Raw genomic sequence first — 15,191 nt, forward strand, 5'->3', positions numbered from 1 at the left:
TTCCTTTCTTCCCTCACAAGACCACACCGTCAGGTCGAAGGACGAGTTCAGCCACGTCGTCAGGCCAGAATTTCGAAGGCATGACATCTGTAGTCAAAGTATCTCTACGTAGTTTTGTAAACGTCAGTCCAATACGGTTAACCGGCAATGCGCTCACATGCATACTTCGGCTCTGGCCGTCAACAATGCGACGAGCGCTTGGAACCCTATCGCCTGAGTGCAGCTTCAATCCGTGCCGCCTCAGGAGCGGATTTCCTCTCCCCCGATAGATCTGTGACCACGCAATCGCTCTGGTCGACATTTCGTGTCTAATTGCCGAATCGTTCTCGGTCCGATTTTCTCGAATCAGGCGAACCGCAGTAGAGATATCTGCAGATTCAATTGCGTGCCGCGCATTTGCCTGAATATCATCGGTAATGCCGTCGAACACTTCAGCCCCGCTGGAACCTTTTAGAAATAGGGCTAGCCGCCAGCATAATGATAGCGCATCTGCGATTCCGGAATTTAACCCTTGCCCTCCAGCCGGCGGTGTAGTGTGTGCGGCGTCACCGACAACACAGAAACGCATAGACAAATCAAACGGCCTGGGTACTATTGACGCTGACACGCGATACACTGACGACCTCTCAATTTCTCGAAGTCGAAGTGTCTGACCGTATCCCATTTTATCCACTGCTTTAATGAGATCCGCGACAGAGTTCGCTCTGCTGAGGCCAGGTTGGGCCGGACCGGCTATCCTAACTCGACCCTGCGTCAAAGGTGCGCGTGTCACCATCCCATCGGAACCTATGTATATCCCAGTATCGGCCACTTGGGATTTAAGTGCAGGAACTCCCTCCAGTAGGAGATACTCACCAGAGTGTTGTTTTCGAAGTCTTTCGTTGTTGCCGACTAACAGGTTCCACGTTGAGCTGCCGACACCATCGGCGCAAATAATAAATTGAAAGTGTATATGACTAGTGGATTGATCGACGCGATCCACTCGGCGCGGTGATGGTGCGTCGTCACAATTCGGACTCGGAGGTCGAAGCTCCGCAGATTGCTTCAATACTGAAGTGACCTCGAGACCTCGAATTAGTGTTCCTCCAAGCTCTTCGTAGAGACCTTCCAAGGATTCTTCATAAATTGGTTGCTCAACATTCCAGTAGCCTTCATATGGGGAATCTAACCCTGTCAGATCGCCTACATAAGAATTGTTGCGACCGTACAAACTTATGCTGGTCAGACGTTCCGCATAACCGGAGATACCCTCAAGGAGTCCGAGTTCTGAGAATAGCTCAAGCGTGGGTGCATGAAGACTGATTGCACGAGCGCGTCTATCTCGCGATCGCGACTTTTCAACAATCGTACATTCAACGCCGTACGTTCGCAGCAGCACGCCGCAAACTAAACCGACAGGGCCAGCGCCGACGATCAGCACTTCTGTTTCCCGTATAGATCGGTCTCGCATCTGACACCACCACCTTAGGGAAGACTGAACTTTCGGAAAATTCTTGAAGCAAGTACTTAAACGGTTTGTTGCGACATAAGCGGCATAGGCGGCGGGATCTGAACGTAAGCAACTACAAATCCCCAACATTGGATGTTTGCGACTAGCGGATCAGGATTCAGCTCTTCATGCCCAGGGATCGACAAGCACCTTGCCGACTGCACCAGCTTCGACGGCGTCGTGCGCAGCTACGATGTCACTGAGCCCGAACACTCGGGTAGGCAACTGCGTAAACGTACAGTCCGACAGAGCATCCATAATGCCGGCCACCGCAGCATCTTGCTCCGCTTCAGAGATCGTGTAGACGAGCACGAACCGCAACGACGCCTGCAGAAACAGCAACCTCTGCGTTGGAATCCTCGGAAGATCCGGCTCAGGGGCATATGCCACCACCGTGCCCCGTGGGTTCAGCGCTCGCGCTGTGCAGTCAATGTTCGCGCCGAGTGCGACCTCAATGATGATGTCGACACCGTCAGGAGTGGCCGCGGCAATCTCGTCGACCACAGACTCCGAGGCGCGGTAGTCGATCACGAAGTCGGCACCAGCAGCGCGAGCTATATCCTCCTTCTCCGGAGACGACACGGTGGTGATGACGATCGCGCCCAGGTACTTAGCCAGCTGGATAGCTGCGTTGCCAACAGCGCCTGCGCCCCCCGTGACGAGCACCGTCTTCCCCGTGATCGGGCCATCGACATGCAGGCAATACCACGCCGTCATGTAGGGAATACCGATACCTGCCGCGAACTCGTTACTGACGTGATCTGGGACCAGTACCGCGTGGCGCGCAGGTAGACACACGTATTGCGAAGCCGTTCCGTGTGAACGGTTCCACGCAGCATTCCACATCCACACACGCTCACCGATGCGTGAGGCAGCAACTCCTGGTCCAACTGCCTCGATCACGCCGGCCCCATCAGAATGCGGAATTGACCACTCCGCTCCAGCCCACGGCCTCCCAGCCCGACGTGCCCTCCAGTCGGATGGATTGACACCGGAAAGACACACCCGCACAAGCACTTCACCGCGACCAGGCGCAGGTGCCTCGATTTCGCGCACCTGGAGAACGTCCTGCGCGTCACCGAGCTCGCGGTACGCCGCCACCTGCATTAGCGTCGACATTCGTCCGTCTCCTCTCAGACGCCAGCGGTTCGCTGCGTCTCGTCGCGCACGTCGAGCGAGCTGTATTCAAGTTCCGCGGCCTCGATCGCCTCATCGATTGACGTCAGAACGGGGAGGTCGAAGTGCCGAGCGATACGGTCGGCACGTTCACCGAGATCGCCCCCGATCACCGTGTACGGCACCCCGATCTCATCCATGACCTGAACAAGTAGCTGATCCGAAGAGTCCCGGAACGTGGCATTGACCGGGCGATGTCCGTCCTCTGCAAGAGGGAGTTCGTTCGGCAGATGTACAAACGCCGTGAACGTCTCGCGGACATGGCGTTTGAACGCCTTCCCCAACTCACTCATCACGTCCTCGAAGTGGGCCAGTTCAGGTGTCTTTTCCACCGAAGCATCAGAATCGAGGCTCGCCGACTCGTTTGGGTTGATCCCAACCTTCACCCGCACAGCACCGTAGATCCACTCCTGCAGGGACGACCCGTCCGAGATGAAGTTGCCATCAAGCAGTCGCTCATGCGCACAACGATCCGAGTGTCGGACCACGATCATCTGGATCAGCTCAGCCGAGGTGCACTCCTCCAACGTCTTCCCAGGTGCCGCGTCCGGCAATATCTCCCGCATAGTCTTCGCCCGCGTCCGCGGGATACCCGTGTAGTGCGAGAGCGCCATCGAGGTGAGAGTCTTCCCGCTCGAGTACGTACCAGAGATCCCCAGGTTCACGAGAGAGCCCCTACCAACGAAGCCGCAGCAGCCCGGGCAGATGCCACATGCACGGCCAGATCAGCTTGGGCGTCGGCAGTCATCACTGTCGGCGAGAACCGCTCCACGGTGATGTCGTTGATACCGACGAACCGCAGCCAGTCATCGATGAAGGGCTCGGCGAAGTCCGATCCGAACGCCGCACTCTGGCCGGGCTTGTAAACACCACTGGTCAGTGCGACGAAAGCGCGCTTGCTGGTCAGCAGCCCGCTGTAGCCGGCCTCCGGGTCGAAACCGAACGACCAACCGGGCTGCGTGATGATGTCGATGAGCTGCTTGAACTTGTAAGGGACACCGGCGTTCCACAGCGGCAGACCGAAGGCGTACACATCGAAGTCCGCAAACGTGCTGAACAGCTGCTCGCAGTCGGCCCACACCTGCTTCTGCTCAGCAGTTTGCTCAGCACCGCTGAACACAGCCATCTTCGCGTCAGCAGCCGTGGTGCCAAACTCCGGCAGATTCATCTCGAACAGATTCCACGTGGTTACTTCCGCCCCGCCTGCAGCGAGCTCACCCACGTACGCACTGGTGATCTGCGAGGAGAAAGAGTTGTCGCCGCGCGGCGAGACACGCACTTCCAGAACCTTCGTCATGATTTTCGCTTTCGGTAGGGGCGATGTAGCACTAATCCCTTAGTACCGGCCTGGAAACCGTTGCACAAGAACGCACTTTGAGGTGAGCAAGCAACTAACCTTGAAGTAAGCCCCCAATGACGATCACTCTCACACATTGATGGCCGGCCACGGCACCGTCACGTCACCAACACCATCCACCTACTCGTCGAACGCGGAATCGCATCCCGTTCCCTCACAGAAGGATTCGACACCACCACCCCCGGAGGCGAATTCCTCTTCCATATCATGTCCGCACTCGCCCAAATGGAACGCGCCCACGCCGGCCTCGAAGCCGCCATCCGACAAGGCCGACACGGCGGACGACCCACCGCCATGACCGCCGAACGTACAGAAACAGCCAAAACCTTACGCGCACAAGGTAAGCCTTCGACAGCATCGCCAAAACGCTCGGCGTCTGCCGATCCTCCATCAGCCGCGCGCTACAAGCTGCTGCGCAATCGAACTAGCGAAACGGCGTATCGAACTTGTGGGCATTTGAGCTGGCAGCCCAGTATCCGAACCTCATCAGACAGTCAAGTATTGAAACCATCCGAATGTAGGCGGGGCTGAGCTTCTCTTGGAACCATTTCCGGCTTGATCCGATTCCAGCAAGCTACGGCTCAGCGTGGGGCTAGTGTCCTGCGTTAGAAATTACACCAATTAGTTTATAATCTGTTTCATGTCGCATCGTGGACCTTCGGCTGTTGAAATCACGTTGTCCGTGGCTGAACGTGCCGAGCTGACGCGCAGGGTCGAATCGGGTGGCCGGCGGCAGGCGGAGCGGGCGCGCATCGTGTTGGCCTGCGCCGAAGGTGCGTCGAACGCGGGTGTTGCACGCGAACTCGATCTCACGGTAGCGACATGGCGGCGAAAGTTCGCCGCCGAGCGGCTCGAGGGACTGGCCGATGCCGGGCGAAGTGGGCGCCCGAAGGCGGAATTGGTGTTGAGCGAGGACGAACGAACGCAGCTGACGTCGTGGGCGAGGAGAGCGAAAACCGCTCAGTACCTTGCGATGCGGGCAAAGATCGTACTGCGCTGCGCCGAAGGCGGGACGAACAAGCAGGCGGCGGCCGATCTCGGTGTCGACGAGTCGACCGTGAACCGGTGGCGTCAGCGTTTCATTACACACCGGCTCGACGGGTTGGTCGACGAGCCCCGGTCAGGCCGGCCGCCGTCGATCCTGCTCGATCAGGTCGAGGACGTGATCATCGCGACCTTGGAGTCGACGCCCAGCAAGGACACCCACTGGTCCCGGACGTCGATGGCTGCGCACACCGGACTGTCCAAATCAACGATCGGGCGGATCTGGCGCAAGTTCGATCTCAAACCGCACCTGCAGGACTCGTTCAAGCTGTCCACCGACCCGCTGTTCGTCGAGAAAGTGGTCGATGTTGTTGGCTTGTACCACAATCCACCTGAGAAGGCGATCGTGCTCTGCGTCGATGAGAAGTCTCAGATCCAAGCCCTCGACAGGTCACAACCGATCCTGCCGATCGTGCCCGGCACTCCCGAACGGCGCACCCACGATTATCTTCGTCACGGTATTACCAGCCTCTTCGCGGCATTCAACATCGCCGACGGCACCGTCATTTCCGCACTGCACCGTAGGCATCGAGCCGTCGAGTTCCGCAAGTTCCTGATCACCATCGACAAAGCCGTACCCCGTGACCTCGACGTGCACCTGGTGTGCGACAACTACGCCACCCACAACACCGCCGAGATCAAGGCATGGTTGGCCAGGCATCCCCGCTTCCATATTCACTTCACCCCAACAGGTTCGAGTTGGATGAATCAAGTCGAACGCTGGTTCGGACTGCTCACCGACAAGCTCATCCGCCGCGGTGTCCATACCTCGGTCAAAGCCCTCGAAGGCGAGATCACCGAGTGGATCGATACCTGGAACGACAATCCGCATCCTTTCCGCTGGACCAAGACTGCTGACGAGATCCTCAGATCCCTCGCCGACTACCTCGCCAAGATCAACCCAACCACGACGAAAACAATCAATAACTAACATGCTTAATTTCTAACGCAGAACACTAGTGCCCCGAGTTTGAAGTTGTTTTACGGTCAGCTTTCGCCAGAATCTGCTCGGCGGTTTTCGTCCATACGAACGGCTGCGCCCGCGGATTCCACCCGTTGATGAAGTTCCGGATCTTCGTTGTGAGTGAAATGGACCCGGGATTTCGGACAGGGCGTTAGGTGTTGGGTTGCTTCGATAATGGCTGTTGAGGCCGAAGGAGCAACCACAGATGGCACCACGTCGTAAGCGCAGGAATCATTCGCCGGAGTTCAAGGCCAAGGTGGCTCTGACAGCGCTGCGGGAGGAGAAGACCCTCGCTGAGCTTGCACAACAGTTCGATGTGCACCCGAACCAGATCACCGCATGGAAACGTCAGCTCCTCGATGGGGCGCCCGATGCGTTCGCCGCAGGGACAGGGCATCGCGGGGATGAGTCCAAGGCGAAAATCAACACGTTGCACGCAAAGATCGGCGAACTTACCATGGAACGCGATTTTTTAGATCGCGGGCTCGATCGCTTCGATCCGAAGTGAGGCGGGCCATGATCAACCGCGACCACGACCTGCCGGTCGCCGCGCAGTGCGAACTGCTCGAGGCGAACTGCTCGAGGTGGCTCGTTCTACGGTTTACTACCGGCGACGATCGGCTGATCGCGGTGACACGGACCTGATGCGGCGGATCGACGAGATCCACCTCAGGTTGCCGTTCCTGGGTTCACGCCGCATCGTCGACCACCTCACAAACGACGGGATCGTCGTCAACGGTAAGCGGGTGCAACGCCTGATGCGGATCATGGGCATGACCGCGCTGTATCCCAAGCGCAAGACCAGCACGCCGGCGCCGGGACACCGTATCTACCCGCACTTGCTGCGCGGCAAGAGCGTCGACCGGCCCGGCCACGTCTGGTGCACGGACGCGGGAGTACCTGCCGACGGCGTCCGGGTTCTTGTACCTGGTGGCGATCATGGACTGGCACTCCCGCAAGGTCCTCACCTGGCGGGTGTCGAACACCATCGACACCGCATTCTGCATCGACGCCCTCACCGAGGCGATCAATACCTACGGGCCACCGGAGATCTTCAATACCGACCAGGGATCGACGTTCACCGCGACCGCCTTCACCACAGCGCTCGCCGACGCCGGGGTAAAAATCAGCATGGACGGCCGCGGCCGGTGGATGGACAACGTATTCATCGAAAGACTCTGGCGCTCGGTGAAATACGAGGAGGTCTACCTGCACGCCTACGAGACCGGGGCCCAAGCCCGCGCCGGACTCGGCACCTACTTCGAGTACTACAACACCCACCGTCGCCACCAAGGACTCGATGGTCTAACTCCCGACGAGGCATATCATCAACATCAGCGGCTACCGCAGATCGCATACAACCCAGCAGCCCGCCACCTACCAACCGCCGCGGACTATCCAAACCACGGGGTCCATCTCACAGAAGCGGCCCACTAGGCGCTGCGGGGCGAGGCGAATGATGACCCTTCTCGCTTCAGGATCTTTTTCGGTCCAACTACTTCCGGTGTATGCGAGTGACAGCTGTTGGATGAAATCTCCGTCCGGGTCGTCGACGATGACGGCGCTTCCTCGAAGTTCGATGCGGCGCATCGGGTTCTCCGAGTCAAAGATGCTGATACTGATACGTGGATCGTGGACTATGTTGGAGTGTTTGCGGCGCCCCTCGACGATCGAGAATGCCACAGTATTGTCGTCGTGTGTTATCCAGACTGGAGACAGTTGGGGTGAGTCGTCTGGCTCGATTGTGCCGACAGTGGCGATATGGGGAGCCTTGGCCAGATCTGATGCCAAGGTGGCGAGTTCTTGTTCGTTCATCTTCACTCTTCTCGGTTGGCCGATTTGTTTAGGCGGTCTCGATGGATTTTGCGTCTGCGACTCCGCCGGCGACGGCGGCGAGGAACAGGATGGCGCCGAACACGGTTACCGCTGTGGGAATGGATGTGGCGTCGATCAGGTAACCGGTCACCAAGGGCAGTATTCCTGCGGGGATGTAGCCGCCGATATTCATCAATGCAATTCCTTGTGCCCGAGATGTAGGGGGAACATGTATTCCGATCAGCGTGAGCCCACCGAGTTGGCCGAGGCCTTGGCCTGCGCCGGGCAAGGAGTGCGGAAACGATGAGTAGTGCTGCGGCGTCAGATTGGACGGCACCGTACAACGCGAGCATCGACAGCGCCGTGGATGTTGCGCCGCCGATGAAGATCGTTCGGATCTGAGCGCGAGCCACGGCAAATTGAATGCCGGTGGCGACGAGGAACATCGCGCATGCAGTTCCGCCCGCGACCAACGGGCTCGTAACTCCTAGCTGCCGGGCAAGCAACGAAGGACCGAGGGAAAGGACGAATGAGGTTGCAGTAATCCCAGGTCCGAAGACCGCGATACCGAACAGCACGTAACGGCGAAAACGCCGGGGGACCGACGGCAGATGTAGCTGAAATGGACTGCGATCATCGATATCTGCGAGGTTGGTAAGTGGGCGGGAACGGGAGACAGCGGCAGTGGCGATGACAATGAGTAGCGCTTCCGCACCGAACACCCAGGTGACTGGCTCATCAAGGTACTGAGCCATGATTCCTGCGAACAGTGGGCCGAGTCCGGCCCCGAGGACCATGGCAACGGACGCGAGTCGCGCGGCGGTCGCGCGAAGGGTGTCGCCTCCTGCGTCGACGACGGAAGCCATTCCGGCAGAGACGATAACGCCGACCGAGATACCGGTGAGCAGTCGCGCAACTATCAACATGGCGACGTTGTCGGCGACGAGGAAGAGGGCGCTGGCCGCCAACGCGACGACGAGTCCGGGCAGAAGTACGCGTGACCGACCGAAATGGTCGGATAGTTGCCCTGCGACTAGAAGCGTCAGAAGTAGGCCGAGGATGTACGCGCCGAAAATGACCGCGAGCATGCCCGAGCTGAACCCGATGCTCTGTTGCCAATGGAGGTAGAGCGGCGTTGGCGAATTCGAGAGTGCGAATACTGCCACGACGACGAAAGCCGCGGACAGTATCGCAGGCATCGATCCGGGTGCGGGTGTCGATGAGTGTGTGGAGGGCTGAATCTCAGAGCTTGTCATGAATTCTTCCCTTCGGAATCGATGTACGTAAATATTCGTACTGAAAAGACCATAGTCGTATTGGTTCGAAGTTTCTAGTGAAGTCATCGAATCGAATTCGTACCTGTTCGAAAAATCTCGTATTCGATGTATTCTGCTGTTATGGTCACAATCGCGATTCCTGAAGTCACAGATAGGTACCTACCACCTCCCATCGAAGAGCCATCAGTCGACGAACTCGTCCTCGCCGCAATTTTCGGCGCACTCTCGACCCCCATCCGCCTCGAGATTGTCAGACGTTTGCTCGCCGACTCCGTCGAATACGACCACCCGTGTAGTTGGTTCGGCTTCGATCGACCGAAATCGTCACTGACGCACCATTTCAAGGCTCTACGAGAAGCCGGATTGATCAGGCAACGCCAATACGGAATGGAGCGGCGCAGTCGCGTGCGGTACCAGGATCTCGAACTTCGGTTCCCGGGACTTCTCGATCTGATAGCCAGAGGCTGAACAATTTTCGATCGGAAGTATTCCGGTGAGATGAGACGCTGTGTTGTCCGTCGCGATATGGATGGCGGCGGCTCCCATGTGTAGGGGGATGCCCGTCGGCCCAGTCCGAGTGCGATGTCCATGTCGACGAGCACTGTTCGTGATGATGTGAGCCAGTGGATGTCGAGATGTTCGGGCCATCGATCGGTCCAGCCGTGGGTGTCGATCACAGTGCCCCGAGGAGTCGAGCGGGTGCTGTATCGGTGTGCGGATCAGCAGCGACGGTCTGCCAGGTGAGGCGCCGGTTGGTGTCGCGAATGTCGGTGCGTTGTGTACGGCGCTGGAATCCTTTACCGGAGGCCACGATTCCGAGTTCGAGAGCTTTGGTTCGGCCTCGTCCGGCCGTGATGCCGTTGTCTCCGGTGGCGACGCCGTCGATCATGTAAGTGAAGGTTCATCCATCAAGCGACGGTTGTCTCGTTAGGTAACGCTAATATGGCATGCCTGGTTGGTTTGTTCACGGACATCGAAGGGGTGGGTGTGAAGAGACTCGAGAATTGCGATCGGTGCCGGGGCACCTGCACTAGGGATCACTTTTGGGGCGTCTGGAGCGGTCAGCGCTGCACCCGCGCTCGTTCCGGTGCAGCAGAACAGTATTGCCGGGCTATGCTGAAGGGATCGGCAGCCTCGTGCGCCAAGCTCTACGCAAGTGTTGCAGGAAAATGCAAGTGAGTTCCGCTGCCACCGGCGCGTGCTGATTACGCCGCAGCAGCCGCAACGTACGCAGCATGTCTCGCAGGATAGGAGAACAAGTATGTATCCGTTTACCGAGTCGGTTGCATCTCGCACGCTCACAGGAAAGTCGGGGGACATCACACTCGAACTGGGAAAACCGGTACAGGACTCTGACGGACCGGACTGGTTTTGCCCGTGGCGCGTCTCCGGTCTCGCTGATGGTGACATCGAAAGCTTCACCGCAGGAGTCGATTCCCTTCAAGCATTGATCTTCGCGTTGGCCGCGGTCGGCGATTTGGTGGAATCGAAAAAAGACGAAGACTTCCGCTTCGTGGACACTCACCATCTAGGGTTGCTCCGCACAGAATCGACAAGCAGCGACATCTGGCAGGCAGCCGTCAACTACCCGACAGCATTCTAACTGATCGTTTCAGAATGAGGTTCGCAGCCGTCTCAAACAGATGATGCTGCATGCCAGTTCGAGCAGCCCTTGATGCAGGTCAGCTCGGACCTGCGAACACGTTCGCAGACGCTTGAAGTGGTGCAGCCAGGCGAAAGTACCTTCGCCCCCAGCGGACCGTGCCCAGACCGGAACCATGTGCGGCACCGCGCCGGGCGATCATCGGTGCGATCCCTTTCCCACGGAGGGTTTACGGTACGTGCCGTAGTCATAGCCTCGTTCGGCGCACAACCTGCGGGGCCGCTTCCGCGGCCGCCCACGGCGACGTCGAACACCCCGGTGCTGGTTCCCTGCCACTTCGATCGTGGATGACCTGCGTCCTCGAATGCCTCCCACACACATTCCAGAAGGAGACGTTGCTGTGGATCCATCGCCTCGGCTTCACGGGGCGAGATCGAGAAGAACTCGGCGTCGAAACCCGCTACATTGTCGATGAATCCGCCTCGCCGCATCCGTAGATCGGTGGTTTCGTCGACTCGAAATCTATTGGATGGAACGTCACAAATCGCATCGACGCCTTGCGTTAGGAGGTTCCAGTATTCATCTACTCCGTGGGCACCTGGAGCCCTACATGCCATACCTACGACGGCTGTGCCGCCGTGGGTTTCGTTGTCGATATCTGTCGGGTTTTCTCGCATCTCACTGGTCCTGTTCGTAGGTGACGAGTGGTGCAGCTCAATGGGAGATCGTGAGTACGGCTTTACCACCTGGCAATTGACGCCGTTTCATCAATTCGATGACGTGCGAGAGCTCGGACCAATCGGCGCAATATCCGGGTGTCAGGTCTAGGCGACCGTCGGCGACGAGGCTTACGAGCAATTCGAGGTCCTCCCGTTCAGGGTAGCCGACGGAGTACGACATGTAATTGGTGATCGCGGCGCCCTCGTGGCCGATGAACGAGAAGACATCCAGTTCCGCTTTGGTCCCCGAACTGTTGCCGATCATCAGCAGCGTACCCTTGGGTGCCAGCATCGTGAGGGCCGCTTCAAGCACTGGGCCTCCGACGGATTCGATGATCAGGTCGAAGGAACCTGACGCATCCGATGGTGTCGCCGCAACCTCGTTCGCACCTAGCTCTATCAGTTCTCTGCCCGCATCCGCACCGGCTGTGGTGATCGCTGTGACCGAAGCTCCGGCAGTGCTTGCCAATTGGATCTGAAACCGACCCACACCACCATTGGCGCCGGTAATCAGGACACGGCGCCCGAGTAAGTTTCCGCCCATTCGTACGGTCCGCAACGCCGTCAATCCCGCCATCGGTAGGCCTGCGGCGGTGTTCGCGCTCACTGTGTCCGGCAACACTGTCATCCGGTCGGTGCGTACGGCCGCCAATTCGGACCACCCGGCTCCATCGACCATCCCGACGACCGACGTTCCTTTCGGGGGTCCGCTACCGTCCGCGGCCGCATCGATCACGACACCACTGACGTCCTGACCTGGACGCCAGCCGTGGGCTCGCGCCGCCATGAGGGACAGTTCCCCCCGGTTCACCGAAAACGAATGTACCTGCACGAGAGCCTCATCGGCGGACGGTTTCGGGTCCTCGGCTTCGAGACGTTCGATGGGGTTGCCTGCGTCGGGTGTGTTGATCGTCGTGTACATCGGAGTCTTCCGATCTTGTCGCATGGTCACACCGAGACGGTGTGAATTCTCTACGATGACCAGTCAACGCCGGGTCGTCTGCGCGAACCAGAAGCAATACGCAAACTCAGGATTCACGGAATCCGAGTATGATTGTCAAACGTGTGCGCACGCCTCGATCAACGCGTCGACGAGTGCCGTCTTCTCCCGCACCGCCAGCCACATTTGCACCACCATGCTTGGATCGGCCACGGGCCGGAATATCACACGCTCGGTCCGCAATGCCTGCGCGGAGCCCTCGTACATCACCGTCCATGACGGTGGGCCCGATCCTAGTTCGAGGACCGTCGTCTGGAGGTCTCGGAACGGAAATCCCGTCGGCGGATCGAAACCGGCGTTTGCGCAGGCACGGAGCACGGTCGCGGCAAAGGCCGGGTTCTGTTCGGAGGGAATCAGTCGCAACGGAAGGTTCGCCAAATCCGACAACGCAAGATCCGGTTTGGAGGACAATGGATGGCGCGAGGGAATCGCAACTACGATCCGATCGACCCACACCGGAATCAATTCCAGATCCTGGTCGTTTCGGGGTAATCGGACCAGCGCCGCGTCGAGCGCACCCGAACGCACGGCATCGAGTTGCTCCCACACCTGCCCGATCTCCAGAGTGACGAGCAGATCGGGCAGGTGTATTCCGAGGTAGTCCATCACGAGATCCATGCGTTTACCCGAACCGCCGGCTATTCCCAATCGAAAATGCGGGGGCGCGTCCGGCTCATCGGATCGAGATCGAACAATTTCCGCAGCATGCGAAACGGCATCGAGCACCGCTCGAGCCTCCGGAACCAGCCTGTGCCCTGCAGCTGTGAGCGTCACCTGACGTCTGGATCGATCGAACAAGGGTTTGCCGAGCTCGTGCTCGAGTCTTCGGATCTGTTGACTGACCGCGGCTTGCACCACGTGCAATCGTTCTGCCGAGCGGGCGAAGTGAAGTTCCTCTGCGACCACCAGAAAGTACCTGAGCTGCTTGATCTCCATGTCGAAACCGTCCCCCGCTTCGAATTCGCGTGCACAGAACTTGCGGTCATTATCCCGTGCGGATCGCCTGTGCGCTCGATGGAGAGCTTTTGATCCGTTCGCTGCACGGCCCTCGGATTACCCACCCGTCAGTGTTGGAAATCTTGTCTCGAATGTTGCATCCCTGAATCACGCACTCGGCGAACCTCATCGTGCACATGACAGGGAAAGCAACCATGTAGGCATCGTCAACTTAGCTGGGCAATCCAATTCAGGGGTGATCGTCGGATGAGCCGTGGAGACGAGAAACGGATGGTTTCGACGCGGTGGCCGTACAACGGCACCGCTATCGCGCCCGGAGATCATCGCGCACTGCGTGTTGCTGTACCACAGGTTCACCGTGAGCTTGCGCGACATCGAGCAGTTGATGCTCGCCCGCGGCATCATCGTCTCGCACGAGACGATCCGCACATGATGCGCGACGTTCGGACCCGAAAATGCACGTGGCCTGCGCCGACGCGCTCCCGAACCCGGCGACACATGGTTTCCCGGCGAGGCGACCGCCCAAGATCGGCGACATCCGAGAGTACCTGCGGCGGGCTGCCGATCAGGACGGCAATATCCTCGACGTCCGGGTCCGGCCACGACGCAACGCGAAGGCTGCGAGATGCTTCTGCCGCAAGTTGATGCGCAAGCAGGCTCGGGCGCCGAGGGTGCTGACAACCGATAAGCTCACCAGTTACGTTGTGGCGCATCGGGAGTTGATGCCATCAGTCGAATACCGGCGCTCGAAGTATCTCACCAACCGGGCCGAGAACTCGCACCAACCCACCAGACAGCGAGCACGCGCCATGAAGTTCTTCCACTCACCCCGTACTGCACAACGGTTCCTGGCGGTGTTTCAGTGCAATTTCGCCGCACTTTCGGCCAGACCGACACACGCTCACCGCGAGCGATTACGCTCCGACATGACCCGCCGATTCGCCACCTGGCACGACGTGACTGGAGTACCAGGTGGCGCCTGAACCCGCCGTCGCCACCAAGGACTCGATGGTCCAACTCCCGACGAGGCATATCATCAACATCAGCGGCTATCACAGGTCACATGACAACCCGGCAGCCCGTCACCTACCAATCACCGCGGACTGTCCAGACCACGGGGTCCATCTCAATCAACGTATGACATCGACGATCATCGAAGCCGACCAGGCGCAATCTCTGGTTGCGTCTGGTGCCGACGCAATTCTCCTCGACGTACGATGTTTCCTTCTATGCCGACCTGCGCGCATAGGGTCGGATGAACCTCGATGACCTTGTCACCTGCACGGTGGCACCCGATGACGTCAACGACGGATGCGCATCGCTCAGTACTTCAGGCACCGTACGCGTGGTCGTCATCTCGTCCGGAGACCGTGAAACCTACTCCGGTGCACCGGCGGGAGGTGACATCGCACGAAGCCAACCCGAGCGCCAGGGCCACCGGACAAGTAACCGCGCGAGAACTACAGGCGAGCGTCCGGCCGATCGCGAATTCAGTCCTCGAACCCATCCACACCGAGCTCGGCGGCGCCGAGGAGCCGCGCACATCGCTGTGCGACGGCTGCGGCAAATCCTTCGACAGCGCAGCCCCGGGAACAGATCGCGGGGCGACGCGACGCCATGGGGACTTTGACGGCGCCCGCAAGCAGCGGCCGATACTCTCGACATTGTTCACCAACTCGGCCATACTGCCCCAATTCTGGACGGCCAATGCACCGGTTTCGGCAACAAGCGAGTGACCCCTCACCCCTCATCGCACCTGGGCGCTGTCGCACGATGAGTTACCGATAACT

At 59.0% G+C, this 15,191-nt stretch carries 14 protein-coding genes and 5 pseudogenes; 7 read left to right on the plus strand and 12 right to left on the minus strand.

The window, feature by feature from the left end; all coding sequences use genetic code 11:
* Nucleotides 1-13 precede the first annotated feature (13 nt).
* Genes ABH922_RS26100 through ABH922_RS26115 form a run of 4 tightly spaced genes read right to left on the minus strand, consistent with a single transcriptional unit; the run spans nucleotide 14 to nucleotide 3,962 of the window.
* Nucleotides 14-1,579 carry an FAD-dependent monooxygenase gene (locus tag ABH922_RS26100; protein WP_424809937.1) on the minus strand — a complete coding sequence of 522 codons (1,566 nt, stop codon included), beginning with the start codon at nucleotides 1,577-1,579 and terminating at the stop codon, nucleotides 14-16.
* Nucleotides 1,580-1,615: 36 nt separating this feature from the next.
* Nucleotides 1,616-2,608: an NADPH:quinone reductase gene (locus tag ABH922_RS26105; RefSeq protein ID WP_424809938.1), complete on the minus strand. Its 993-nt coding sequence runs from the start codon at nucleotides 2,606-2,608 to the stop codon at nucleotides 1,616-1,618.
* 14 nt (nucleotides 2,609-2,622) lie between these two features.
* Nucleotides 2,623-3,330: an AAA family ATPase gene (locus ABH922_RS26110; protein WP_424809939.1), complete on the minus strand. Its 708-nt coding sequence runs from the start codon at nucleotides 3,328-3,330 to the stop codon at nucleotides 2,623-2,625.
* A complete protein-coding gene (locus tag ABH922_RS26115; RefSeq protein ID WP_424809940.1) occupies nucleotides 3,327-3,962 on the minus strand; it encodes an FMN-dependent NADH-azoreductase in 636 nt (211 codons plus the stop codon). Before ABH922_RS26115 ends, ABH922_RS26110 begins: the two co-directional genes overlap by 4 nt.
* Before the next feature lie 198 nt (nucleotides 3,963-4,160).
* On the opposite strand from ABH922_RS26115, the gene ABH922_RS26120 reads away from it, so the two are divergent.
* From ABH922_RS26120 to ABH922_RS26130, 3 genes and pseudogenes are all read left to right on the plus strand, one after another.
* Nucleotides 4,161-4,553 carry a hypothetical protein gene (locus tag ABH922_RS26120; RefSeq protein WP_424810322.1) on the plus strand — a complete coding sequence of 131 codons (393 nt, stop codon included), beginning with the start codon at nucleotides 4,161-4,163 and terminating at the stop codon, nucleotides 4,551-4,553.
* Between the two features lie 328 nt (nucleotides 4,554-4,881).
* Nucleotides 4,882-5,997, plus strand: coding sequence for an IS630 family transposase (locus ABH922_RS26125; protein WP_424810323.1), 1,116 nt, complete (start codon nucleotides 4,882-4,884; stop codon nucleotides 5,995-5,997).
* A gap of 238 nt (nucleotides 5,998-6,235) precedes the next feature.
* A pseudogene (locus ABH922_RS26130) lies at nucleotides 6,236-7,467 on the plus strand (IS3 family transposase).
* Here the strand turns inward: ABH922_RS26130 and ABH922_RS26135 are convergent.
* The 3 genes and pseudogenes from ABH922_RS26135 to ABH922_RS26145 all read right to left on the minus strand — a co-directional run.
* A complete protein-coding gene (locus ABH922_RS26135) occupies nucleotides 7,408-7,845 on the minus strand; it encodes a PPOX class F420-dependent oxidoreductase (protein WP_424809941.1) in 438 nt (145 codons plus the stop codon). The pseudogene ABH922_RS26130 and the gene ABH922_RS26135 overlap by 60 nt on opposite strands.
* A gap of 28 nt (nucleotides 7,846-7,873) precedes the next feature.
* Nucleotides 7,874-8,038 (minus strand): hypothetical protein, encoded by a 165-nt coding sequence (locus ABH922_RS26140; protein ID WP_424810338.1) that lies wholly within the window; start codon nucleotides 8,036-8,038, stop codon nucleotides 7,874-7,876.
* Nucleotides 8,039-8,201: 163 nt separating this feature from the next.
* A pseudogene (locus tag ABH922_RS26145) lies at nucleotides 8,202-9,188 on the minus strand (MFS transporter); the annotation flags it as partial.
* Between the two features lie 54 nt (nucleotides 9,189-9,242).
* On the opposite strand from ABH922_RS26145, the gene ABH922_RS26150 reads away from it, so the two are divergent.
* Nucleotides 9,243-9,590 carry an ArsR/SmtB family transcription factor gene (locus ABH922_RS26150; protein WP_424809942.1) on the plus strand — a complete coding sequence of 116 codons (348 nt, stop codon included), beginning with the start codon at nucleotides 9,243-9,245 and terminating at the stop codon, nucleotides 9,588-9,590.
* Nucleotides 9,591-9,795: 205 nt separating this feature from the next.
* Here ABH922_RS26150 and ABH922_RS26155 read toward each other — a convergent pair whose 3' ends face one another.
* Nucleotides 9,796-10,011, minus strand: coding sequence for a hypothetical protein (locus tag ABH922_RS26155; protein WP_424809943.1), 216 nt, complete (start codon nucleotides 10,009-10,011; stop codon nucleotides 9,796-9,798).
* Between the two features lie 267 nt (nucleotides 10,012-10,278).
* Between ABH922_RS26155 and ABH922_RS26160 the strand changes: the two genes are divergently transcribed.
* Nucleotides 10,279-10,725 carry a DUF6968 family protein gene (locus ABH922_RS26160; RefSeq protein ID WP_424809944.1) on the plus strand — a complete coding sequence of 149 codons (447 nt, stop codon included), beginning with the start codon at nucleotides 10,279-10,281 and terminating at the stop codon, nucleotides 10,723-10,725.
* A 9-nt stretch (nucleotides 10,726-10,734) separates the two neighbouring features.
* Here the strand turns inward: ABH922_RS26160 and ABH922_RS26165 are convergent.
* The 4 genes and pseudogenes from ABH922_RS26165 to ABH922_RS26180 all read right to left on the minus strand — a co-directional run.
* Nucleotides 10,735-11,037: pseudogene (locus tag ABH922_RS26165) on the minus strand (IS5/IS1182 family transposase); the annotation flags it as partial.
* Nucleotides 11,038-11,093: 56 nt separating this feature from the next.
* Nucleotides 11,094-11,402, minus strand: a pseudogene (locus tag ABH922_RS26170) (beta-ketoacyl synthase N-terminal-like domain-containing protein); the annotation flags it as partial.
* 37 nt (nucleotides 11,403-11,439) lie between these two features.
* A complete protein-coding gene (locus ABH922_RS26175; RefSeq protein WP_424810324.1) occupies nucleotides 11,440-12,390 on the minus strand; it encodes a zinc-binding dehydrogenase in 951 nt (316 codons plus the stop codon).
* A gap of 111 nt (nucleotides 12,391-12,501) precedes the next feature.
* A complete protein-coding gene (locus tag ABH922_RS26180) occupies nucleotides 12,502-13,380 on the minus strand; it encodes a LysR family transcriptional regulator (protein ID WP_424809945.1) in 879 nt (292 codons plus the stop codon).
* A 291-nt stretch (nucleotides 13,381-13,671) separates the two neighbouring features.
* On the opposite strand from ABH922_RS26180, the pseudogene ABH922_RS26185 reads away from it, so the two are divergent.
* Together ABH922_RS26185 and ABH922_RS26190 are read left to right on the plus strand one after the other, a co-directional pair.
* Nucleotides 13,672-14,384, plus strand: a pseudogene (locus ABH922_RS26185) (IS6 family transposase).
* 417 nt (nucleotides 14,385-14,801) lie between these two features.
* A complete protein-coding gene (locus ABH922_RS26190; RefSeq protein ID WP_424809946.1) occupies nucleotides 14,802-15,137 on the plus strand; it encodes a hypothetical protein in 336 nt (111 codons plus the stop codon).
* The last annotated feature ends 54 nt before the right edge of the window (nucleotides 15,138-15,191 follow it).

This window comes from Rhodococcus sp. 27YEA15, from assembly GCF_049739425.1.
Lineage (GTDB): Bacteria > Actinomycetota > Actinomycetes > Mycobacteriales > Mycobacteriaceae > Rhodococcus_F.

Coding starts and splice junctions, on each gene's coding strand:
- ABH922_RS26100 (WP_424809937.1), bottom strand. CDS start 1,579: ATGTTGGGGATTTGTAGTTGCTTACGTTCAGATCCCGCCGCCTATGCC.
- ABH922_RS26105 (WP_424809938.1), bottom strand. CDS start 2,608: ATGTCGACGCTAATGCAGGTGGCGGCGTACCGCGAGCTCGGTGACGCG.
- ABH922_RS26115 (WP_424809940.1), bottom strand. CDS start 3,962: ATGACGAAGGTTCTGGAAGTGCGTGTCTCGCCGCGCGGCGACAACTCT.
- ABH922_RS26135 (WP_424809941.1), bottom strand. CDS start 7,845: ATGAACGAACAAGAACTCGCCACCTTGGCATCAGATCTGGCCAAGGCT.
- ABH922_RS26140 (WP_424810338.1), bottom strand. CDS start 8,038: ATGAATATCGGCGGCTACATCCCCGCAGGAATACTGCCCTTGGTGACC.
- ABH922_RS26150 (WP_424809942.1), top strand. CDS start 9,243: ATGGTCACAATCGCGATTCCTGAAGTCACAGATAGGTACCTACCACCT.
- ABH922_RS26155 (WP_424809943.1), bottom strand. CDS start 10,011: ATGATCGACGGCGTCGCCACCGGAGACAACGGCATCACGGCCGGACGA.
- ABH922_RS26175 (WP_424810324.1), bottom strand. CDS start 12,390: ATGCGACAAGATCGGAAGACTCCGATGTACACGACGATCAACACACCC.
- ABH922_RS26180 (WP_424809945.1), bottom strand. CDS start 13,380: ATGGAGATCAAGCAGCTCAGGTACTTTCTGGTGGTCGCAGAGGAACTT.